This is a genomic window from Psychrobacillus sp. NPDC093180 (assembly GCF_044754065.1).
GTDB lineage: Bacteria > Bacillota > Bacilli > Bacillales_A > Planococcaceae > Psychrobacillus.
Genome location: NZ_JBIVOJ010000017.1, coordinates 29688 through 53070, shown reverse-complemented (window position 1 = coordinate 53070; position 23383 = coordinate 29688). Strand labels below are relative to the sequence as shown.

Genomic DNA, 23383 nt, shown 5'->3' with positions numbered 1-23383 from the left:
TGTAACGCTTATTTAATTGTTGGAATAGATAAACTATTTCTTTTGACTCTGAAGCCAATTTCATCATCAGAAATTCCGTTTCCAAATACATCTAATAAAAAGAAGGGCGGCTTTCCCTAAGTTTTAATTAGGAGAAGCTGCCCTTTGTTTGTAATATTAATCTCTATTAAACTAATCGCTCTTTACTAATATTTACCTCGTTCATTTTATTTATTGATGCACAACTTCCTTCTCTAGTAATTCGTGTATAGATTTATATACATACCCAAGGTCTTCCGCAACCGCCTTGTACGTAACATGACCGTCTAATATGTTGACGCCTTTTGAAAGGGGCTCATTATCTAGACAAGCTTGGACATATCCTTTGTTCGCAATTTGTAAAGCATATGGTACGGTCATGTTTGTTAAAGCCATTGTCGACGTATAAGGAACTGCACCTGGCATATTAGCAACTGCATAATGAACAACCCCATGCTTTTCATATGTCGGGTTATCATGCGTTGTAATTCGGTCCGATGTTTCAAAAATGCCACCTTGATCAATCGCAATATCGACAAGTACAGAACCAGGACTCATGGACTTAATCATCTCTTCCGAAACGAGTTTTGGAGCTCGTGCACCCGGTATAAGAACTGCTCCAACAACCAGATCTGAATCTTTCACCGATACAGCGATATTATAAGGGTTGGACGCAAGTGTCTGCACATCATTTCCGAAAAGCTCTTCCAATTGGCGAAGTCGATCTACACTTAAATCGATAACAGTTACTTGTGCTCCCATACCAATTGCAACACGTGCAGCATTCGTTCCAGCAATCCCGCCTCCGATAATTGTCACTTTGCCGCGTGATACACCTGGAACGCCTCCTAATAGAACCCCTTTTCCACCGTGGATTTGTTCCAGATACTGTGCGCCAATTTGTGTAGCCATTCGACCAGCTACCTCACTCATCGGCGATAGCAATGGCAATGTGTTATTCGGCAATTGTACTGTTTCATAGGCAATTGCAACGACTTTGTTGTCAATTAGAGCTTTCGTCAGAGCTGGCTCAGCTGCTAAATGCAAATAGGTGAAGAGGATCAAACCTTCTCGGAAGTAGCCGTACTCTTCTTCTAATGGTTCTTTTACTTTCATCACCATATCAGCTAGCCAAGCCTCTTTTGCTGTTGCAACAACAATGGCTCCTTCGCGGTTGTAGTCCTCATCAGTAAAACCTGATTTTAAACCAGCTCCTGTTTCGATATAGACTTCATGACCAGCATTCTTTAATGTAACAACTCCACTTGGTGTCATTGCAACTCGATTTTCATTGTTTTTTATCTCTTTTGGAACACCGATTTTCATTTATACTCCTCCTCAGTCTACGTGTAGTATTCCTTGATATTGTTCAACCTTTGAAAGACTCGTTTTCTTTAAATACTTTTTTTAGTACCGCAAGGATAAAATCGACATCTTCATCCGTACAAGAAAGCGGTGGGCTAAGTGCTAGAATATTGTTATAACCGGCAACCGTATCCCCATTTCTTCCAATAATGAGTCCGTTTGCCTTACACTCGCCAATAATTTTTGCGACACGCGCATTAGTCGCTGGCTCTCTTGTTTCCTTGTCTTCTACAAGCTCAATCCCTATTAGGAAACCAAGACCGCGGATATCTCCGACAAATGGATGCTCTTTAAGAGTCTCTAACTCTTTTAGCACACGTTCTCCAATTTCAGCAGAACGTTCAAATAGATTTTCTCTTTCCATGATGTCTAGGTTTTTTAATGCAACCGCACAAGCTGCTGGATTTCCACCAAACGTATTTACGTGACGGAAATGGCTGTTTTCTTCTCCAGTGTCGAATTTTTCATAAATATCTTTGCGAATCGCGGTTACAGATAGTGGCAAGTAAGCACTTGTCAGTCCCTTTGCCATCGTAATGATATCCGGCTTTAGATTGAAATGCTGATGACCAAACGCTTTTCCTGTGCGTCCGAAACCACAAATCACTTCGTCTACAATAAGCAATACACCGTGACGGTTACAAATCTCTTGGACTTTTTCTAAATAAACAGGATGTGGAATGAGAATACCGCCACCTGTGATAAGCGGTTCCATTATAATTCCCGCAATCGTCTCTTTTTGCTCCCAAATAATCTTTTCTTCAAACTCCTGAGCACGTTGGATATTATATTCTTCGATCGATTGTCCTGCTGGTCTACGGTAATTATCAGGTGGTGCTACATGTAAGAATCCAGGTGCAAGCGGCTCATATTTATATTTACGTAATGCTTGACCTGTCGCTGCTAGTGCCCCCATTGAACTTCCATGATAGGCACGATAACGGGAAATGAATTTATAACGAGAAGGTTCCCCGTTTTGCTGATGGTATTGACGCGCCAGCTTAAACGCTACTTCATTAGCATCAGATCCGCTATTCGAATAAAAAATCTGATAATCGTCGCCAAGCATTTTGTTTAACCTTTCTGCTAATTCAATTGCTGGTCCGTGACTTTGAGTCATCGGTACATACGCTAGTTTTTTCATTTGCTCGTATGCTGCTTGTGCAAGTTCTTCACGACCATAGCCAACATTCACTGCCCACAATCCAGACATCCCGTCAAGATAACGGTTGCCATCATGATCAGTAATCCATGCTCCCTCTCCGCTCTCTACAACCATCGGAGGATTCTTTTCGTTGTAAGCAGAAATGTGATGCCATACATTTTCACGGTCTTTTTGCACTAATGACTTTGTCGTTTCTTTTGCTGTTGTCATTTTCTCCACTCCCTTTTTAATTTATAAGCTTCAGCCCATTTATCCTTTGTTGAACAAATACTTTACGATCAGTGACGTGCTGTTAACATTTTTTTGCGGGTGTAAAACTCAATTCCATCACGGCCATTGGCATGTAGATCGCCGTAGAATGATTTTTTATAACCAGAGAATGGGAAGAATGCCATTGGTGCAGGTACTCCAAGGTTTACACCAAGCATTCCCGCATCGATCTCCTCTCTGAACTGACGGATTGCTTTTGCACTATCTGTAAATAGACATGCTCCATTTGCGAACTCTGATTTGTTCGCAAACTCAATTGCTTCCTCCAATGCCTCCACCCTCACGATAGATAATACTGGTGCAAAAATTTCTTCTTTCCAAATCTTCATTTCCTGTGTTACATGATCGAAAATGGTCGGTCCAACAAAATAACCACCTTCTGAAGAGGATTTATCGCTACGGCCATCACGTAACAGCTTCGCGCCATCTTCAATACCTGATTCGATATAGCTTAATGTTTTGTCTTTATGGGAATCTCGAATGACTGGACCAAGGAATACCCCTTCTTCTAAACCGTTACCAATTGTCATCTTATTCGACTCTTCCACTAATCTTTCAACCAACTGATCTGCTACATCGCCTACAGCAACGACGACTGCACAAGCCATACATCTTTCTCCAGCAGACCCAAATGCAGCATTAATGATGTTAGTTACAGTTAAGTCCATATCAGCATCAGGCATGACAATCGTATGATTCTTGGCACCTGCTAATGCTTGTACGCGCTTGCCATTCGATGTTCCTGTTTTGTATACATATTCTGCTACTGGCTGTGAGCCTACAAATGATACAGCCGGGATGTCCGGGTGGCTAAGGATGCCGTTCACGATATCATGTGCACCATGTACGATATTGAAAACTCCATCCGGTAGGCCTGCTTCATGCAGTAGCTCTGCAAGACGATTTGCCAAAAGTGGCGTGCGCTCTGATGGCTTTAGAATGAACGTATTACCACTCGCAATTGCTAGAGGGAACATCCAGCACGGCACCATCATAGGGAAGTTGAAAGGGGTAATTCCTCCAATCACTCCAAGTGGATAACGGTACATACCAGACTCAACATTCGTCGCAATATCCGGTAGTTGTGTACCCATCATGAGTGTCGGAGCACCAGCCGCAAACTCTACACATTCAATTCCTCGTAGCACTTCACCATATGCTTCGTTGTAATTTTTTCCGTTTTCCATCGTAATGAGCTTCGCCAGTTCATCCCAGTTTTCAGTTAATAACTGTTGATATTTGAACAAAATTCGAGATCGCTGTGGAACAGCTGTCTTTTTCCATTTGGCAAACGCTTTTTTTGCAGCTCTTACTGCATTGTCCAAATCTTCCTTCGTAGAAATCGGAACTTCTGCAAGAATTTCTCCGGTTGCTGGATTCGGTACTTCTTCATATTTATCTGTCGTTGACTTTACCCATTGTCCATTGATGAAATTTGTTAGCGTTTTCTTTTCTACTGCTGTAGTCGTCATATTTTATTCCTCCTATTCTATTTCTCTTGATAGTTCATGCTATTTTCGATAGACTTCATAGTATACTTTACAAATTATTTTGACTATTGTCACTTTACACTATGTTAAATCATGACCTTATTATTTTTACGTTATGGGGAGGTATCTTTTGGATGAATGAATTGAAATTGACTGTTCGGGATGTGCTTGCTCGTGATTCGTTCAAATGTGCAAGAGTTATTGCGGGAGAAAGTGGATTAGAGCGGCAAGTGAAATGGTCACATGTGTTAGAAGTAAATGACTTTGAATCATTAATAAACGGAGGTGAAATGATTCTTACTACGGGAGGAGGTCTCCTACCAGATCTTCCTACGCAATTAGAATATGTGATGAAGTTGATAGAAAAAGATGTCGCATGTATTTGTATTGAGTTGGGAATTTACTTCAAGGAAATTCCGTTAGAACTCATTGAACTTGCAAATAAGCACTCTTTTCCGATTATTACATTTGAGAACACCGTGAAATTTGTTGATATCACCCAAGACCTACATACATTTATCATCAATCAACACCATCAAATGCTTTCACAGCTCGATACGCTGTCTAGAAAATTCAATGCTTCGTCTCTTACACCCAATGGTATTTTGAAAATCCTACTGGAGCTACACCATTTTTTTCAGCAAGGGGTTATATTCATTTCTGATAATGGGCGATCCTATTATTACCCATCCGAAAGTAAAGAGTTTGAAACAACCATCCGAACTTATCTTGAAACTTCTTCATCTTTCCATATAGAACAGAAACTATTTACGCTTGATAAACAAACATTTGCGCTTATGCCAGTTGAAGGACTTGGACAAACCTGGGGGTATCTGTGCCTCCAAGTGAAGCAATCAATGTCAGATGATTTCACCTTCCTTATTTTGGATCGTGCAGCACTTGCTATTGCACAAATTTTATTACGAAACCGCACGATTGAAGAACGTAAGCAGCATAGCGAGGATGAGTTTGTCCAAAACCTCTTAAACGGTCGAGATGTTGATCAGGACGATTTACAAACTTATTTGCCTGCTACTAGTCGCAATATGTATTATAGAATTTTTATCATTCGAATGAATTTCCCTGAGTCAAGATTCGATGAGGAAGATTGGGAAGAAATTAAACTGCAAAGGTCGATGATGATCCGTACACTCTTTAAACGTCATGGGTTTTTCCCAGCTGTTTCTTCGAGTAAAAGTGAAATAGCAGTCATAGCTTCTTTCATCGCAGCGGATTATTTAAAACTGGACAAAGACCGCTTTTCTCAGATCATTGATAGTATTATGGCAATGAAAGAGAATCACTTTATAGATCGGAAAGAATGTTCGTTTGGAGTTAGTATGGTGTATAAAGAAATTTCAGATGTAACGAACGGCTATGAAGAGGCAAACGAAGTACTCCAACTACTCCAAGCAACAATTTTAGACTCACATTTTTATGAAGACCTTGGTGTATATCAAATTTTACTCCCTTTAAAAAAGAGCGGATGTCTAGAAAATTATGTTCAAAATTATTTGGGAGCACTTATCGATTATGACGAGAAAATGGAAAGCGACCTTTTAGAAACGCTTTCTGTCTACCTAGAATATATGGGCTCCAAAAAGGAAGCTGCAGAACGCCTCTTTATCGTCAGACAGACGTTATATCACCGTATCGAAAAGCTGGAACAACTTCTTGGAGACGACTTTATGAAACCTGCGAATCGTCTAGCTCTTGAAACAGCCATTAAAGCATACGGACTATTAAACGGAAAAGCCCACCAAAAAAAGAAAGTCGCCACTGCTCACTGAAGCAAGGCGACTTTCTTTTTTTGTATACAAAATCAACAAGTTATTGTTGTATAAACTTCTTTACTTAAACAAGGATTTCCTAATTTGACAGAAAGCTTGTTGCCAGTTAAATCCATCACAATACTAAAAACAGTTTCCATCTTTTCATGTGACAACTTGGTTGGATTTTCATGTCTGCAAATAGAATCAGGATAGTTATCATGATCAGCTAATAAGGAAAAGATATCACTAGCCCATACATCGCCACTTAAGGAAGTTATCAGTCTATCAATTGCTTTTAAGCGATGATAGGAATCATCAAGAGGCTTATCAGCTACTACCTTTTGCATAGCAGGTGCGCAAATATGATTCGTGTGGATAAGTACCCCATTTTCTGGTTTAATTTGTGCTGTATAGATTGGTGAAACCTCTACACTTACTATTTTCTTCTCTCTTGAAGCAATTAAAAAATGCGCAGGTGAAGCCATCTGGTTGTGACTAACTGCAGATAATGCCTCATCGAACGTAAACGAATCTAAAATTGCCCGTAATCCAAGATGGATTGGAACTTTTGGCTCACAAGTACGCGTCATCAACGCATTTAAACATACTCCTACCCCTGCATCATTGCACCCAATCTTGCCAATAATACCGCCTTCTGTAACCATTTCAATGTTAGGTTTGTTACCTTGTTTAATTTTTAAAAATAGCAGAGAATCCGTTTGTTCACCTTTCCAATCCCAGTTTTGGGCTAACCAAGTTTTAGAACTTCGCGGCTCCGTAATTGCAAGCGATGTACATCCATCCGGTGAATTTGTTAGTGCGATTTCACTTCTTGTATTAAGCGTCAGTATATCTTCAAATTCGACACCAGCGCCTCGTGCAATTCCTTCCATTTCCTCTAGGTAATTAGGGCGATATGCCTCGATGGCATCCAAGTGCAATAGCGCTTTTTCTTTCGCTTCTTGCCAGGATAGTGAAGCATAGCCCTTAAATAGTTCTTCATATGTTTCCAAACTGCGATGTACTTCTTTCTTCCCTTGTACACCGTGTTCCAACCCAATATTAAAAGATGTTCCATGTAGTTCAATCGTTTTCAAGATTCCACTCTCCTATTATGAATTTACACCTTGCGACAGTTTTTCATAAACAACATCACCGTCAATCATCGTGAATTCAACTTGTATAGATGGAATATCCTCTACATTTGACTGTATGATCGATCGATCTAGGATAATAAGATCAGCTAATTTGCCGGGCTCGATTGACCCTGTCTCCTTTTCACTAAAAGAAGCATATGCCCCATTAATGGTATACATACGAATTGCATCCAATAATGATACCGTCTCTTTTTCACCAATTACCCTACCTGTTTGTGAACGTCTCGTAAGAGCACTATGGATTCCCCGCATTGGAGTGAAATCCGTAACTGGGCAATCGGAAGCTACTGCGGCAGGAACCCCTGCTTCTATATAACTTGCTAGCGGATACATTTGCTCCGCTCTTTTTCCATAACTTTCACAATAGCCATCCCCATATTCATATAAAAAAGCAGGATTCGGAGTCGGTATGACTCCTGCCGTTTTCATCCTTGCAATTAAGTCCGGAGCAGCAACCCCTGCATGTTCGATACGATGCCGAGCATCTTCACGCGGAAACTTATGATTTGCCTTTTCAATACAAGTTAATAGCATATCTATTGCCGCATCGCCTTGCGCATGGGCAGTAATTTGCCACCCTTGTTCATGTGCCGGAATAAATAATTCCTCTAACTCTTCCTGTTCAAAATAATGGACCCCATAATTGGATGGATTGCTTGTATACGGCTCTCTTGTCCAAATTGTCGGACCGCTACTACTTCCATCCAGAAAAACTTTCACGGGTCCGACTTTAAATCGGTCATTCCCAAGACCCGTTACAAACCCGGAAGCAAGTAGTGCCTTCACTACATTTTCCGGTTCGCTTAATGCCCCACCCATGGCGTATACCCTTTGTTTAATAACCCCTTTTAAGGTGTCTTGTTGAAGCGCTCGGAGATTGGAAGTGCCATAGCCCGAGGCGTCATGGACAGATGTAATTCCGGCTTTTGCAAAATGTTCTGATGCTACAGCGTGCGCCTTTCCGATTTCCTCCCTAGAAAATGTAGCCACTTGAAACATTTGCATATGAGCGTTTTCGAAAAGAAGACCTGTCGCTTCACCATTCTCCTTCCGTTCAATAATTCCACCTTCCGGATCTGGCGTGTTATTATCGATAGATACATGGTTAAGGGCATAACTGTTAACAGCAGATATATGACCGCATGCACGGACTACAATTATTGGATGGTCTGTAGAAACAGAATCGAGCTCTTCTTTTGTCGGGAAGCGCTTGTCTACAATTTTTTTGTCGTGATACCCCCAAGCTCGTATCCATTCTCCAGCAGGGGTACCTGCTGCTCGTTCTTTCAACTTTTGTAATAGATCATCAATTGATTTCACGGATTCATCCTTGCACGAAACAGAAACTTCATTTGTTCCATACATCGTTATATGAAGATGGGAATCAATAATTCCAGGAAGAAGACTTCGCCCATCCAAATTAACAACTTCACTATTTTCATCTTGCAACTTTAAAATTTCCTCTGTCGTACCTACCGCAATAATATGTTTTCCTTGCACAGCAACTGCTTCAGCGATCTGATTTCTAGCGTTAACTGTTAGTACCTCACCGTTAATAAATAAATGCTTTCGAGTCATAAAAATAGCCTCCCTTTAGAATTGTTTTTTAGAATTAAAATGAAATAGTTTCCGTTACCACTGGATTTCCTGTCAATAAATGCTCATCGACTACTAATTTCACAACCGTCCTATACAGCAGTTCAGTTCCAAGCGCAATATCTTCCGGAGCTGAATATTCTTTCGGATTATGACTGATTCCACCTTTTGATCGAACGAAAATCATTGCATAATCGCAAACGTAGGACATCGCAAGTGAATCGTGAAAAGGCCCACTCATCAGCTCAGGAGTATTGATCCCTATTTCCTCACTTTCACTTTTCATAATATTCATGATTTTATCGTTACAAAAACGAGGTTCACTCTTTGTATCTTCCGTGATTTTATAAGTTAAGCCGTGTTCAGTCGCAATTTGATTAATTGATTGACGCAATTCACTTTCAATCTCATCTCTTCTCGTTTCATCGATGTCTCGTAAGTCCACAGTAAATGTTACTTGTTCTGGTATTATATTACGTGAATCTGGAAACACCTTTAAACCTCCAACAGTTCCTACGGTTGACGCGCCGGGAATTTTACTTGTCAGTTCATTTAGTTTAACGATTACTTTCGCTGCACCAACGAGAGCATCTTGGCGCATTGGCATTGGAACTGAACCAGCATGACCTGCTAGCCCCGTCAATTCAACTGTCAGCCATAATGGGCCCGATATTCCAGTAACAATTCCAACTGCCTCGCCTTTAGCTTCCAAAACAGGTCCTTGTTCAATATGAAGTTCTAAAAACGCAGCAATTTTAGAAAGATTGTATTCAGATTCCTTGAATTTATCGGGATCACACCCAAATTCAATTAACGCCTCTCTTCTTGTAACACCATCTTTGTCTTGTCGATCTAATTCTCCTTCTTCTAGCTTGCCGAGTATCCCTCTTACGCCAAATAACCCTTTGTTAAATCTACATCCTTCTTCATCCGAGAATGCCGCTACTTCAATAGAAATAGCAGGGGTAATCTTTTGTTCTTGTAATGTTTGAACTACTTCAAGTGCTCCAAGAACTCCAAGAACGCCATCAAACCTCCCACCATAAGGTTGAGAGTCGATATGTGATCCGAGCATAAGCGCTGGTGCATCCGGATTTTCCCCTTCCAACCGTCCTATTAAGTTGCCAAAGTTATCAATTCTCGCCGAAAGGCCAACCTCTTCCATCCAACTTTTCACTTTTAATACAGCTTCTTTATCTTTCTTCGAGTGGGCAAGTCTAGAAACACCCGTATCCCCAATTTTTCCTATTTCAGCAAGTTCTCTTAGTTTCTCATTTAATCTTTCAGCATTTATAGTTAGCATTTTCTCGTTATCCCCTCTCCAATTTAATATAGAAACAGTAGTCGCTTATTTAGCTTCTTCCAGTTTAGTATGTTTTATGGAAGCGAATGCTCTTGAAACTATACTCACGATAAGCATAACTATTATGTTCGAGGTTAAAGCAACAAACGAACCATTGATATCCTGTACCCACTGAGGTGCCTGTGGTAGTAAATCTCCTATTCCAATTCCTTTTAACGTCATAACCAAAACAACGATAACACCTGTCACAATGCCCATGAATGCGCCTTCTTTTGTAATCATATTGTTTCGTTGAATACTTAGAAACAGTGCAGGAGCCAGTTGAACAATCAGACTATAGGACATAATATTTAATATGGCCATCGCCTCTCCGCCCGTTATTGTAAAATATAGAGCGATAAGTGAAATTATTACAATGAAGAGTTTAGAAACAGTCAACAAATGCTTATCAGAAGCTTTCGGAACAATAACCTTATATAAGTTTTGTGTAAGTCCTGCAGCGCTCGACATTAGCATGACAGAACATGGAACTAAAGCAGTTAACAGACCAGCCGCCCCAATGATTCCGATAACCCAAGGATCAAACGTCTTGATAGCTAATGTAAGAAGGGCAAGATCACCTTGCGCTGCATCAAGTTCAGGAATTACTGTAATGGCAGCAAATCCAACAAAGAAAATAAAGAGTAATAGAATGGTATACAAAGGTAATGTAATTGCATTTTTCTTCAAACTTTTCGCACTTTTCGCTGATAAAATGACCATAAATGATGTTGGAAGAATATAAAATCCGATTGCGTTAAAAATAACAGTGGAAGTAAACCACGAATTACTAAACCCTGTATCCGCCAATGTCAAGAGCTCTGGTTTTACCATCTCAACCGCTTCGAACATCGGCTTGATTCCTCCGAAGTAATGAAATGGGATGTAAATTCCCAGAAAGATGACAACAATTAAAATCATGAAATCTTTTATAATCGCCGTCCAGGCCGAACCATGGATACCTGAAACCATAACGTATGTGGCAACAACGGCCGCTCCTATACAACTTGCCACAACTGGAGAAATCGTACCATAAGATGCTTGAGACACTATGATTCCAAGCCCTTTAAATTGAATAACGATGTATGGAATTAGTGCCACACACCCTACTATTGCTACTAATACACCCAAAGCAGTGCTTTTATATTTAGAAACAAAGTAGTCCGGCTGTGATATAAGATTGTTCTCCTTACAATACTTCCATATTTTAGGGATGAACCAATAAGATAGCACATAAGCAAGAAAGATATAAGCTGGTACGTAATAAACGGCGGCACCTCTTGTGAACGTCCATCCGCTACCCCCGAGGAAAGTGAATGTTGTATACACTTCTCCTGCTATTAAAAAGAAGATGAACAGTGTTCCGAACCCTCGCCCTCCAACAGTCCATTGCTCCATGCTCATCTCTTTTCCTCGAGTAGATGATATTCCGAGATAAAGAGCCAATAATAGAAATAAGCTAATAATAATTAATGAGATATTCATTCTGTTTCACCTTCCCTATTATCTGGATCTAATTTATAAACAATGACTAATACTATTGGTGATAGTACCATCCAAAGTACAAGCCAAAACAATAAAAACGGCATTCCAAGGACATACGGTTCAACACGGTTTGCCCATGGTAGGAATCCTAGAAAACCAATAAAAGGAATTAAAATCAATAGTTGAATGTACTTCATAGAGCTCCTCCTAACTCAATTTCCACTGCAAAATAAGAGCAATTATCACAATTATCGCCAATACTATATAACTATTTTATTTTGTAATTACTTTCATTAGGTAAAAAAAAATGTAAATCTTCGCGCTTATTTGAACTTCTTTTATAAATTTCAAATACCAAATTTCACCGCTATATTTTTTATTTGCGTGTAGTTTCGCAATGCAATGAACCCTTTTTCTCTTCCAATCCCACTTTTTTTATAACCTCCGAACGGCATTTGTATACCACCTGCCGCGCCGTAATTATTAATAAACACTTGTCCAGATTTCATCTTAGATGCAACATAGTGTGCAACATCAATATTCTGCGTCCAAACACCTGCGACTAGGCCATAATCTGTCCCATTGGCCAATTGAATCGCATCTTCAACGTCATTAAAAGTGAACACACTTAACACGGGTCCAAAAATCTCTTCTTGAGCTAAAGAACAGGAATGAGAGAGTTCGTCTATAATTGTAGGCTCAATATAAAATCCACCTTCAGAACCTTCAATCGTTACCGATTTTCCTCCAGTTACAATTTTCCCTATACTCTTCGCTTCTTCAATCCGACTCATGATTTGATCATATTGCCGTTTATTTAGAATTGGCCCAATATCGTTATCTTCACTTCCTGGACCAATTGTTAGTTTACTGAATTTTTCTTTCAACTTGCTTAAAAACTCCTCTTTATATGAAGCTTCAACTAACAATCTTGACCCTGCAGAACATGTTTGACCTGCATTTTGAATAATCGCTTTCACAACACCTTCCAATGCCTTTTCTTCAGAAGCATCAGCGAATACAATGTTTGGAGACTTACCGCCAAGTTCGAGCGTTACAGGGACAACGTTATCCGCCGCTGCTTTCATTACGGAGATTCCTGTATTTACAGAACCCGTAAATGTCACGTGCGCAATGTCAGGATGTGACGCTAATGGACCTCCAACCTCGGAACCTAAACCAGTCACATGCTGGAAAATACCTTTTGGCAAACCGCTTGCCACAAACCATTCTGCAATTGCATGAGCGGTCATCGGCGTATCTTCCGCACTTTTCACAATGACTGCATTTCCAGTTGCAATAGCCGCTGCTACACTCCGGGAAATGATTTGGAGAGGATAATTCCAGGGAATAATATGTGCTGTTACACCCAGTGGTTCTAAAACAGTTACGTTTAATATGCCATCTTCGATAGGTATAGAATCACCCATCACTTTGTCTGCTGCTCCCCCATAAAACTCAAAATATCTGGCTGCAGCTTCAACATCTGCACGTGCTTGTGAAATCGGTTTTCCCACATCTGCACATTCCCACTCGCTCCATTGGTCTGCATTTTCTCTTATATAATTCGCAAGGTTCACCAGAAGTTGCCCGCGCTCAAAGGGTTTTACTTTTTGCCATTCATCGCTTTCGAACGCTCTTTGTGCGGCAGATACCGCATCATCCACGTGACGCTCATTTCCTTTTACAATTTCTGCAATTTTCTTGCCATTTGAAGGATTGAAAACTGGCATCCATTCATGACGATCATCACCAACCCATTCTCCGTTAATAAGCATTGGAATCCGTTTCATATTCATCACTACCTCTCATTATTACAGACCTCTTCCACCATCAACATGCAATGTAGCACCTGTCACCATCTTTGCAACATCCGACAATAAATAGGTGACGGAATGTGCAATATCCTCCGGTTGGATTAAGTCGCCTAATGGAACACTTTGTTTGAATGTATCAGCTTTCACAGTACCAACGTCCGCATTTTTTGCGGCGAATTGCCCAAGCATATTCGTATCTGCTGGGCCAGGATGGATCGTGTTTACCCGTATTGAATAAGGCGCCAATTCTATTGCCATTGCTCTTGAAAAACTTTCTGCGGCTCCTTTTGAAGCAATATATGATTGAAGTCCTGGTCGTGGCCTAACAGCTGAAATAGAAGCAATCGTAACAATTGACCCTTGGCGTTTCGGTTTCATATATTTCACAGCTTCTTTACACGTTATAAATAGGCTAGTCGCATTAATATTCATGATCCTGTGCCATTGCTCTAATGTCACTTCTTCTATCGGTGTTTGCGGTTGTGCAATACCAATTGCATTTACTACACCATCGATTTTTCCTTGTTCATTATTAATCTCCAAAAAGATTTCCGAGATTTTTTTTTCATCTAAGATGTTAGCTGCTTTGGCAACAAATTTAGATTGCGGAATATCTTTTAGTGAATCAACTGATAGATCGATGCCAACAACGAAAGCACCTCGTTCCAATAATTGCTGAACAATTGCTTTGCCCATTCCACCACCTGCACCTGTTACCACGATTACTTTATTAGTTAGTTCCATGAATTAAACTCCCCATTTTTTCAGTAATGTACTGTTCTTTAATTTTCTCCATAATTGCTGAACCCATTTGACTAGTTGTCGCATTTCCGCCAATGTCAGCTGTTATTACTTTCTTTTCAAAAAGCACTTCTTCAATCGCCTGGACTATTTTTAATGAGAGATCTCTTCTGCCCAAATGCTCCATCATTAGTGCTGCTGACCATATTTGAGCAATTGGATTTGCGATCCCTTTACCCGCAATATCCGGTGCAGATCCATGGACGGGTTCGAACATGGAAGGATAATTTCTTTCCGGATTAATATTAGCTGAAGGCGAAAGCCCTAATCCTCCAACAATTCCTGAACCAAGATCCGATAGAATGTCTCCAAACAAGTTCGATGCGACGACAACTTCAAATGATTGTGGCCTTTGTACAAAATAGGCAACAAGCGCATCTATATAATTCGATTCGAATTCTAATTCTGAAAACTCTTCTGTTACGACTCGCTTCACATGCTCGTCCCATAGTTTCAACGCATGCGTTACTGCGTTTGACTTAGTTGCACTCGTCACTTTTTTCCTGCCAGTGCTCACAGCATACTCACAAGCAGCTCTTGTTATTTTTTCAATTCCTGCACGAGTCATGATTGTATTTTGAACTGCAAGCTCCGTTGACTGTGACTCAAACAAACGGCCACCACTATCCGAATACTCCCCTTCGGAATTTTCACGGAAAATAACCAAATCGATATTTTCACCATTCCTTAGCGGTGAGGATATGCCTGGCAGCGTTTTCACCGGACGGAAATTAACGTATTGTTGGAATTGTTTTCGAATAGGCATGATTAATTCCCACACCGTGACGTTATCTGGAACACGCACATCCCCTATAGCCCCAAACAAAATGGCATCGAAATTTCGTAAAGTTTCTAACCCATCTTCCGGCATCATTCTTCCATGAGCTAAATAATAATCCGAATTCCACGGGAATTTCTCAATATTCAGCTTAAAATCATTCTCATGTTCTTCTAGTACGCTTAATACCTTCAAAGCTTCTTCCATTACTTCAATACCAATGCCGTCACCTGCAATGATTGCTAGATTGTATTCTGCCATCCTCGATCACTCCTCACCTTTCAAAAAGCGCAAAGCTGCATCTCTATAAATCGCTGTAGTTACTGCTAGTTCTTCTATGTCGATATACTCGTTAATTTGGTGAGGGATATCCCTGTCCCCAGCTCCGATTGTCACAATAGGTATACCATGCATATGAAGGAATGTCCCATCAGTCGCTCCAGGAACACCATTGTAGATAGGTTTCTCGCCTGTCACCGATTCAACTGCATCATAAATTGCTTTCACGACAGGATTATCGGCAGCTGTAATTGTAGAAGGTCGGTTATCCAGGATTGTCAATTCCACGTTAAAATCCGAATCATCTTCTTTTAGTCTATCAATAATAGAATTGATTTTCTCCAGTAGTTCATCATGGTTTTGCTTTGGCACTGTTCGAATATCAAGCGTCATCATACAGTGATCCGGTATGACGTTTATTTGGGCATCGCCTTTTACAGGCGCTTGTAAAATAGTTGGTGTAATGGAAGGCCACTTTAAGTACGGATCTTCACCCAATCTTGCTTGCTCTTCCTTTTCTAGCTTTTCCAGTTCCACTATGAATCTCGCCATCCGCCAGTTCGGATTAATACCGCTCCAGGAAATTGCGCCGTGTGCCATTTTCCCATAAACATCTACTCGTATACGCATAGCTCCTCGCTGTGCGATGCAGACATTATTTTCTTCTGGCTCGCAAATGATTGCACCATCTACATCATCTGCCCAACCTTGCTTTATGAAGTGCTTGATCCCAATCATTAACCCCTCTTCATCTACAGGAATACACAGAATTATTTTTCCAGTAAATTCTTCTTTGTCCTGAAGAAGTGAGTGAACAGCTGTGATCATGCACGCCAAATTTCCCTTTGTATCATTCGTTCCTCTACCGTACATCCGCCCGTCCACGACATGCGCACTAAAAGGATCATATGTCCAAGCGTCCTTATCTCCTTCGGTCACAACATCCGTATGACCTTCGAAAAGAAGCGTTTTTCCCGGTTTTCCAGAATCGACTATACCGATAACATTCGGTCTACCTGGAACCACCTCTTCTACATGTGTTTCAATTCCTCTATCTCTCAAATATTGTGCAACGTACATTGCCACTTTCGTTTCATTACCATGCGGATCATTTTCTCTATAAACACTCGGAATGCGAACAAGATCAGTCGTTAGATTAATCACTTCCTCCCGATCACGTGTATACGTGTCGTACTCTACGTTTGTTTTCATATAATCTCCCTTTCTAATCTTTTTTACCATCATATACACCCCTTCTAGGTCCTTAACTAAAAATTACTCTCAGACTTATGAAGATGTAATAATTAGGAAAAATACAACAATATCAAAACATAAATAAAGTTATATTAATTATTCAGAATATTACTAATTAATTTTATTAAGTAATCGCTTTCATTGAACTAGACAAAGTGTAAATCCTTCACCCAAAAAACTATACAGATTGCCTAAAGGATATATCTTATGAAAAAAAGGCTCCTACGTTGAAAACCTTGCACGATTTATCAATCAAGATAATGCACTAAATAAAAGAACTTCATATTTTTGGACGTCTGTATTAAACTATTAAATAGTTTAATAATTAAATAACAAAAGGAATTGAATTGTCCTAATGACAACTCAATTCCTTTTTTCATAACTTATTTACTTAACTGAATAGCCACCATCTACAAAAATTTGCGTTCCAGTTATGAACGATGACTCATCAGATGCTAAAAAAATTGTCGCTCCCACGATATCGCTTGGTTGCCCAATACGTTTCAACATTGTAAGGTCTGCCTCCTTAGCAACTACTTCTTCATCTTGTAAACGTGATCCAGTTAGGTTTGTCTGAATGGTTCCAGGAGCTATCGCATTTACCCGAATATTGCGGTCTCCTAAATCTAATGCCATATGTCGAGTCATGGCAGCAACTGCTCCTTTCGAAGCACCATACTGCACTGCATTTGCTTCTGCCAAAACAGAAGTCGTGGAAGACATATGAATAATGCTACCGCCACCTTGTTCATCCATAATTCGTGCAGCTTCTTGACTGCAAAAGAATACACCTTTTGCGTTTACATCCATTACTTTATCATAATCTGATTCTGTCAATTCAAGAAAAGGTTTTCTAATAGTAATCCCTGCGTTTGCCACCATAATATCAACCCTTGAGAACGCTTTCATTGATTTGTAGATTAATTCTTTAACGGAAGTTGGACTTGCTACATCTACTTCTACTGCCATCCAATCATCTTGGCGAGCATCAGATTGACTAGCCACTTCCAGTGCTGCATGGATGTTGATATCGGCGAATACAACCTTCGCCCCTTCTGCAAGAAATCCCTTGGCAATGGTAGCTCCATTTCCTGAACCTGCACCAGTTACGATAGCTACTTTATCTTTTAATCTCATCATTTCCTCCATCTCTTACACTTTTTCTGGTTGACTTGCATTCACTAAAGGTTGTACTTTACCACTAGTAGTGCGCTCATTTTTACTTTTCTTAAGTTCAATTTCATAATCAGACGTTTCCGTTTCAAATTCACTTTCCCAGAAATCGGCGTTCTTTATTCCAATCTTCACTGGATCAAATACGGGGTCTTTCCCAGCTTTTTTCTGTTCCCTATAATCTTTCAGTACTTTCAATGCCGGTTTTGTAAGAAGTAGTATAGCAATTATATTCAAATAAGCCATACTGCCTAAACCAATATCTCCAAGTGTCCAAGCTGTACTTGCAGAAATAATACTACCAGTTAGTGCAAAAAATAGAATACCAAACTTCAATAGATAGTCTAACCACGTTCTACCGTTTTTCTTATCGCGATTAATAAAAGCCAGACTTGTTTCTGATTTGTAATAATAGGCAATCATCGTCGTAAAGCAGAAGAAAAATAAAGCAATCGCAATAAAGGAATACCCAAAGCCTGAAAATACGGAATCCACAGCGAGCTGCACATTCATCGCACCCGCTTCTACCCCAGGTATATTAGTTGCAAGAGCTTCAGTGCCAGAAGGATGTACATTATACATTCCTGTGATTAAGATCATAAAAGCTGTCGCTGTACAAATAACCCATGTATCGATATATACAGCCATAGCTTGTACGAGCCCTTGCTTAGCTGGATGTGAAACTTCGGCAGCAGATCCTTCGAATGTTTCTCCACCCGATCCAGCTGCATTTGAGAAAAATCCACGCTGAACTCCCCACGCAATAGCAGAGCCGATAATTCCTCCGAATGTCGCTTCAGCACCAAAAGCACTAGAAATAATTAGTTTAAAAACGACTGGAATAGCTGTTATATTCGCACCCAGTATGATCATACAAACGATTAAGTACCCGATCGCCATAATGGGTACTAACCATTCCGAAACCTTGGCAATTCGCTTTACCCCTCCCAAGATGATCAAAGCTAAGAGAGTTACCATTGCTAAACCTGTAATAATCGGTGGAATGCCAAATGCACCTTTCATGGATGCAGCAACTGTATTTGACTGAATATTCATCAATAGGAAACCTTTCGCCACGATTGTTAAAACTGCGTATGCAAAAGCAAACTTCTTTAACCCTAATCCCTTCTCAATATAATAGGATGGCCCTCCGCGGTATTCACCATTCAGTTTGCTTTTATAAACCTGACCGAGTGTAATTTCAATAAAAGAGGTTGCTGAACCTAGAAATGCCATTAACCACATCCAAAAAATAGCACCGGGTCCCCCTAATGCAATGGCGGTTGCCACTCCTGCAATATTACCTGTCCCGACACGACTCCCTAAAGACATAGAGATTGCTTGAAAAGAGGAGACCCCACTTTTAGAACTTTTCCTTTGAAACATCAACTTGAACATATCTTTTAAATGGGTCACCTGAACAAACTTAGTTGCAATCGTAAAAAACAAACCAACTGCTAGAAAACAATAAATAAAATACTGATTCCACACCATCCCACTGAGCCAATTGAAAAAATCAGTCATAAACATCCCCCTTTAAAGTTTGCCTAATCAAATACTTTAACCGAGTTACTTTCTAAGCTTTTCACTAAAAATGGTTCAAAATGGTCACATCTGTTACAGATAAATGTCTTCGTGGCTTTAGGTTTTCAATAATGATTTCAGCTACATCATCTGGGTCCATATAATTATTCAGTTGGGCTTCAGGGTGATTATTTTCCCATAAATTCGTTTTCATATTCCCCATATAGACAGAGAAAATCTGTACTTTGGAATTTTTTAGTTCCTGTGCAATTGCACCTGAAAAGCCCTGCACACCAAATTTGCTTGCGCTATAGACACTTTCCGTCTCTTTTGCTATTTTTCCGGAAGCAGAAACAATATTTACGATGTAGCCTTTATTCTTCTCTTTCATCCCTGATATTACTTCCCTCGTGCAATAGATCGTTCCCTTTAAGTTCGTATCAATCATTTCGTCAATCTCTTTTTCGTGCAGTTCTTCCAAGTACTTGAAAATCCCCACACCAGCGTTATTGATTAAATAATCAATCGACCCACGTTCTTTTCGTATTATATCCATAATGACTCTAACACTTGGGATGGATGTCACATCCACTTCATAGATAGAATGACTGCTTTCCAGTTCAGTGGCTGTCCTAACGAGCTTTTCTTTCGTTCTTCCAAGTAAACACACATGTTTGCCAAGCGCTGAATACTTCTTCGCTAAAGATGCCCCAAGACCACTCCCAGCTCCTGTAATGACAACTGTTTCTTCTATTACAATTACCTCCTTTTGTGTTAAGAGCACATGAAGTACTCGTGTGTCAATAAACGGTATAGCTTTGTCCTGTTTGAGCGCCTAGAATGCTCTTTCTAAAAGCAAGGGCAACTCGTTTTGCTGGAACCGGCTCGTAGCCTTCAAAAGACGAACCATACTTTTCCTTTGATTCTTCCAATATATTTGGACTCACGCTATTAATGCGAATTCCTCTTGGTAACTCAATCGCTGCAGATTTAACAAAAGCACGAACACCCCCGTTTGCCATGGCAGAAGAAGCTCCTTTCACGATGGGGTCATCCATTAAAATCCCCGTTGTTAACGTGATGCTACCGTTATCCAAGATATACGGTAATCCTAGTAATACTAAATTCACCTGACCAAGAAGCTTACTGTTCACAGCTATGCTATTTAGTTCTGGGGTTAGTTCTTCAACGGCTCCAAAATGTGCTGCACCAGCTGTACAAACAAGTGCATCTATTTTCCCGACTTCATCAAACATATTTCGAATACTATCTGTCGATGTGATATCTACTTTAATAGTAGAATTACTTCTACTTGCTTGAATAATTTCAGCATTATCTTTCATTCCGTTAACAACTGCAGTACCAAGTGTCCCATTGGCACCTACTAATAATAATTTCAAATCTGCTCCTCCAATACCATTTTCTTATGAAACAGAGATTTCTTGTTTTATTTTCTGTTCATCTAATATAAATTGTTGGTATACAGTATCTCGCGCTTCCGGTATGCCTGGTTGAAACTGGATGAGCGCCTCTGCCCTTGTTTTTCTTACTTCCTCCATTGCTATAGTTAGTGCTAACTCCAATTCTTTACTGTTGCCATTCCATTCCGAAGCGATTGCCAGACCCGCTACTTTTCCTTGAGCCATTGCAACTTTTGCACTTTCTACACCTGTTATATTTCCTGCGACAAAGAGATTGGGGACATTTGTTTGCATTCGTTCACTATGTACAGGCACGTGACCGCCAAGTTCCTGTACGTATTTAAAGGAACATCCAACAATCGACGCTAGCTCAGACATCGGCGCTAACCCTCCAGCTATACAAACAAAATCGGCTTCCGTTACTTTTTCACTACCTTGAACCACTTTTCCGTCCGATGAAATACTAACCGTTCGGACACCCGTTACATGATCTTCACCTAGTATTTCGACAGCTGCCGTCTTAATACGAATGGGAATTCCAAACAGCTTAATCCCCCTTCTAGGAAAGCACTGGATGGCAAAGTTTGGGTTTACAAACTTTCCAAGCTTACCTGCCTGACGCAAAATAGCGGTTGGTGCCAAGTGCGTTAGCTTCATCAGTAATGCTAGAACTTTTTCCGGTATGCCTGCGTCTTTCGATATTGGCCCTACAACAGGAAGAACGATTTCTTTCACCTTTATTCCACATAATCTCAATTCATTTGCAATCGCCATAGACAATACATTTGCACCAATGATGACACAGGTATTTCCCGGCTTCACTCGGTGGACATTACCCATCACTTGTGCTGCCCCAATGGACATAACCCCCGGAAGTGTCCATCCAGGTATTGGGATAGGTGTTTCTGTTGCTCCTGTTGCTAACAGCAGCGTTTGAGCTTTCATCATTCCTTGCGAAGTATAAACCGTCCACCCTGAAACGGATTGGCTAATGTCTACAACGGAAACTTCACACTGAATTTCTACTCCCGCATTTAGTGCCTTTTGATGAAGTTTCTCGCCCATTTCTATGCCGTTCCACCATTCACCGTTAGGTTCTTGATGAAGTTGACCTAGTAGGCGTCCACCTACTTTCGGAAACTCATCAATCACTTTGACGTCAAGACCTTGCTCAGCCGCTGCAATTGCAGCGTTCAACCCTGCCGGTCCCGCACCAATAATCAATAAATTCAACAATTTGATTCACTTCCCTTCTTAAAAACAGAAAGTGAATAAATCTCCATACCTTCTGAAACGGGTGTCAAGCAAGCTCGAACAACTTTTCGTTCCCCAACTTGAACTCGGCATTCAAAGCAATGACCAATATTGCAATAGATCCCTCGCCCATTGCCACTCTCTTCGTGATACCGTAGTGTTTTAACACCCACAGCCATCATTGCAGAGGCAATGGTATCCCCTTCATACGCTTGAAAAGGTTTGTTGTTGAAGTAAATCGTAACCCGATTCCGTTCTGGAAGATTTCCAAGAACGGAATGATTAACAACTCTCATTGTCATGGTATCCCCCTCCTAACGCTCCAAAGGTTATAGGACGCACTGGTGGGCGGTAACTCAGTTGAATCTCATCCGTAACAGCCTTTTGGTTTAAATCTGCCACTATAGTATCGATGACATGTCGACAGGTTCTCCCACCGCAATATCCCATAGCTGCCCGCGTGCGGAGTTTCACTTCACGGGAGGAGCAGTTATATTGATAGACTGTTTCACTGATTGTCTTTAATGATACTTCTTCACATCTGCATATAATCGTCTTCTCATCGCTCATTTTAAGACCCTCCTAGATAAACCCGTCATATGGTCTTTGTGCTGTCGCCATATGCGCCCAGCGAATCATTGTAATAAAATCATAAACGGGTAGTCCGACTGCCTGTTGAATATCTGCAGCGTATGGGGGTAAATCGCTGCACTCCAATAGAATTGCCCCGATATCCCGGTTATCACGAACAAGCTCCAGAGCCGCACTTACAACTTCTTCACGTACAATGTCGTTATCGAAACTGCCTCTACTTTCAATGATTGCAGAGAACTCAGGTAATCTACCTAAATCCTTTACAACTACATAATCTGGATCGTCTATGCCACAACTTTTGTATAGAGCCGGAGTAATTCCATGACTATCAGCTGTTAGCATACCTACACGTTGCGTCGATTTTAATCCCGTTTTAATCCAAGGCAGCTGCACGACACTGGATAGAAATACAGGGATATCTACGGCATTTGCTACTTGTTCTTGAAAATTACCAAAAAACCCACATGCTCCACATATTACCCGAGCACCTTCTGCCTCAAATTGCTTAGCTGCACGAATGACATCGTCGACAAGCGTTGGATCTCCCACGTGAATTCTTTCTTGGGTGCAATTTGGCACGACCTTCAACACAACAGGAAAATCATAGGTTGCGAGATTGGCTACATTACCTGGTAAAATGGGATACCAACACTCATCTAAATACAAAATCCCAACAGAAAAGCCTGAGATATACTGTCCTTTCTTCATATGAACTTTCGATTGTTTTCCTTTTTCAATAAAACCATATTCTCTTTGATTTACAGTTTGCATAGACATGTTGTCAATCCCACCTTTAGATTTATGAATAAAAGGAGAGAATAGCTTTTC

The 23383-nt window shown here is 40.4% G+C and carries 21 protein-coding genes; 1 reads left to right on the top strand and 20 read right to left on the bottom strand.

Annotated features, from left to right (window positions below; genetic code table 11):
• Positions 1–210: 210 nt before the first annotated feature.
• From ald to ACIP9W_RS20130, 3 genes are all read right to left on the bottom strand, one after another.
• A complete protein-coding gene (gene ald / locus ACIP9W_RS20140; protein ID WP_400792929.1) occupies positions 211–1344 on the bottom strand; it encodes an alanine dehydrogenase in 1134 nt (377 codons plus the stop codon).
• A gap of 43 nt (positions 1345–1387) precedes the next feature.
• Positions 1388–2758 (bottom strand): aspartate aminotransferase family protein, encoded by a 1371-nt coding sequence (locus tag ACIP9W_RS20135; RefSeq protein WP_400792928.1) that lies wholly within the window; start codon positions 2756–2758, stop codon positions 1388–1390.
• A gap of 68 nt (positions 2759–2826) precedes the next feature.
• Complete coding sequence (locus ACIP9W_RS20130; protein WP_400792927.1) at positions 2827–4290, bottom strand: CoA-acylating methylmalonate-semialdehyde dehydrogenase; 1464 nt, start codon at positions 4288–4290, stop codon at positions 2827–2829.
• Positions 4291–4442: 152 nt separating this feature from the next.
• On the opposite strand from ACIP9W_RS20130, the gene ACIP9W_RS20125 reads away from it, so the two are divergent.
• A complete protein-coding gene (locus tag ACIP9W_RS20125; RefSeq protein WP_400792926.1) occupies positions 4443–6098 on the top strand; it encodes a PucR family transcriptional regulator in 1656 nt (551 codons plus the stop codon).
• A gap of 32 nt (positions 6099–6130) precedes the next feature.
• Here the strand turns inward: ACIP9W_RS20125 and ACIP9W_RS20120 are convergent, their stop codons facing one another.
• The 17 genes from ACIP9W_RS20120 to ACIP9W_RS20040 all read right to left on the bottom strand — a co-directional run bounded on the left by ACIP9W_RS20120 (position 6131) and on the right by ACIP9W_RS20040 (position 23332).
• Positions 6131–7177 (bottom strand): C45 family autoproteolytic acyltransferase/hydrolase, encoded by a 1047-nt coding sequence (locus tag ACIP9W_RS20120; protein WP_400792925.1) that lies wholly within the window; start codon positions 7175–7177, stop codon positions 6131–6133.
• Positions 7178–7192: 15 nt separating this feature from the next.
• Positions 7193–8815: an amidohydrolase gene (locus ACIP9W_RS20115; protein ID WP_400792924.1), complete on the bottom strand. Its 1623-nt coding sequence runs from the start codon at positions 8813–8815 to the stop codon at positions 7193–7195.
• Positions 8816–8849: 34 nt separating this feature from the next.
• Positions 8850–10136 carry a M20 family metallo-hydrolase gene (locus tag ACIP9W_RS20110; protein ID WP_400792923.1) on the bottom strand — a complete coding sequence of 429 codons (1287 nt, stop codon included), beginning with the start codon at positions 10134–10136 and terminating at the stop codon, positions 8850–8852.
• Between the two features lie 45 nt (positions 10137–10181).
• A complete protein-coding gene (locus tag ACIP9W_RS20105) occupies positions 10182–11660 on the bottom strand; it encodes a sodium:solute symporter family protein (protein WP_400792922.1) in 1479 nt (492 codons plus the stop codon).
• Positions 11657–11857 (bottom strand): DUF3311 domain-containing protein, encoded by a 201-nt coding sequence (locus ACIP9W_RS20100; RefSeq protein ID WP_400792921.1) that lies wholly within the window; start codon positions 11855–11857, stop codon positions 11657–11659. Before ACIP9W_RS20100 ends, ACIP9W_RS20105 begins: the two co-directional genes overlap by 4 nt.
• A gap of 150 nt (positions 11858–12007) precedes the next feature.
• Entirely contained in the window at positions 12008–13453 is a 1446-nt protein-coding gene (locus ACIP9W_RS20095) for an aldehyde dehydrogenase family protein (RefSeq protein ID WP_400792968.1), read from the bottom strand.
• A 21-nt stretch (positions 13454–13474) separates the two neighbouring features.
• Entirely contained in the window at positions 13475–14221 is a 747-nt protein-coding gene (locus ACIP9W_RS20090; RefSeq protein ID WP_400792920.1) for an SDR family NAD(P)-dependent oxidoreductase, read from the bottom strand.
• A complete protein-coding gene (locus ACIP9W_RS20085) occupies positions 14208–15317 on the bottom strand; it encodes a tartrate dehydrogenase (RefSeq protein WP_400792918.1) in 1110 nt (369 codons plus the stop codon). Before ACIP9W_RS20085 ends, ACIP9W_RS20090 begins: the two co-directional genes overlap by 14 nt.
• Positions 15318–15323: 6 nt before the next feature.
• Positions 15324–16547 (bottom strand): M20 family metallopeptidase, encoded by a 1224-nt coding sequence (locus tag ACIP9W_RS20080; RefSeq protein ID WP_400792966.1) that lies wholly within the window; start codon positions 16545–16547, stop codon positions 15324–15326.
• A gap of 429 nt (positions 16548–16976) precedes the next feature.
• Complete coding sequence (locus tag ACIP9W_RS20075; RefSeq protein WP_400792917.1) at positions 16977–17729, bottom strand: SDR family NAD(P)-dependent oxidoreductase; 753 nt, start codon at positions 17727–17729, stop codon at positions 16977–16979.
• A gap of 12 nt (positions 17730–17741) precedes the next feature.
• Positions 17742–19286 (bottom strand): alanine/glycine:cation symporter family protein, encoded by a 1545-nt coding sequence (locus tag ACIP9W_RS20070; protein ID WP_400792916.1) that lies wholly within the window; start codon positions 19284–19286, stop codon positions 17742–17744.
• A 64-nt stretch (positions 19287–19350) separates the two neighbouring features.
• Positions 19351–20070: an SDR family oxidoreductase gene (locus tag ACIP9W_RS20065; protein ID WP_400792915.1), complete on the bottom strand. Its 720-nt coding sequence runs from the start codon at positions 20068–20070 to the stop codon at positions 19351–19353.
• Between the two features lie 16 nt (positions 20071–20086).
• Complete coding sequence (locus tag ACIP9W_RS20060; RefSeq protein ID WP_400792913.1) at positions 20087–20686, bottom strand: short chain dehydrogenase; 600 nt, start codon at positions 20684–20686, stop codon at positions 20087–20089.
• 24 nt (positions 20687–20710) lie between these two features.
• Positions 20711–21943 carry an NAD(P)/FAD-dependent oxidoreductase gene (locus tag ACIP9W_RS20055; protein ID WP_400792911.1) on the bottom strand — a complete coding sequence of 411 codons (1233 nt, stop codon included), beginning with the start codon at positions 21941–21943 and terminating at the stop codon, positions 20711–20713.
• Positions 21937–22263: a (2Fe-2S)-binding protein gene (locus ACIP9W_RS20050; protein ID WP_400792910.1), complete on the bottom strand. Its 327-nt coding sequence runs from the start codon at positions 22261–22263 to the stop codon at positions 21937–21939. Before ACIP9W_RS20050 ends, ACIP9W_RS20055 begins: the two co-directional genes overlap by 7 nt.
• On the bottom strand, positions 22244–22531 hold the full coding sequence (locus tag ACIP9W_RS20045) for a (2Fe-2S)-binding protein (RefSeq protein ID WP_400792909.1): 288 nt from the start codon (positions 22529–22531) through the stop codon (positions 22244–22246). The genes ACIP9W_RS20050 and ACIP9W_RS20045 overlap by 20 nt, the downstream gene beginning before the upstream one ends.
• Positions 22532–22543: 12 nt before the next feature.
• Positions 22544–23332, bottom strand: coding sequence for an aspartate/glutamate racemase family protein (locus tag ACIP9W_RS20040; RefSeq protein ID WP_400792908.1), 789 nt, complete (start codon positions 23330–23332; stop codon positions 22544–22546).
• Between the last annotated feature and the right edge of the window lie 51 nt (positions 23333–23383).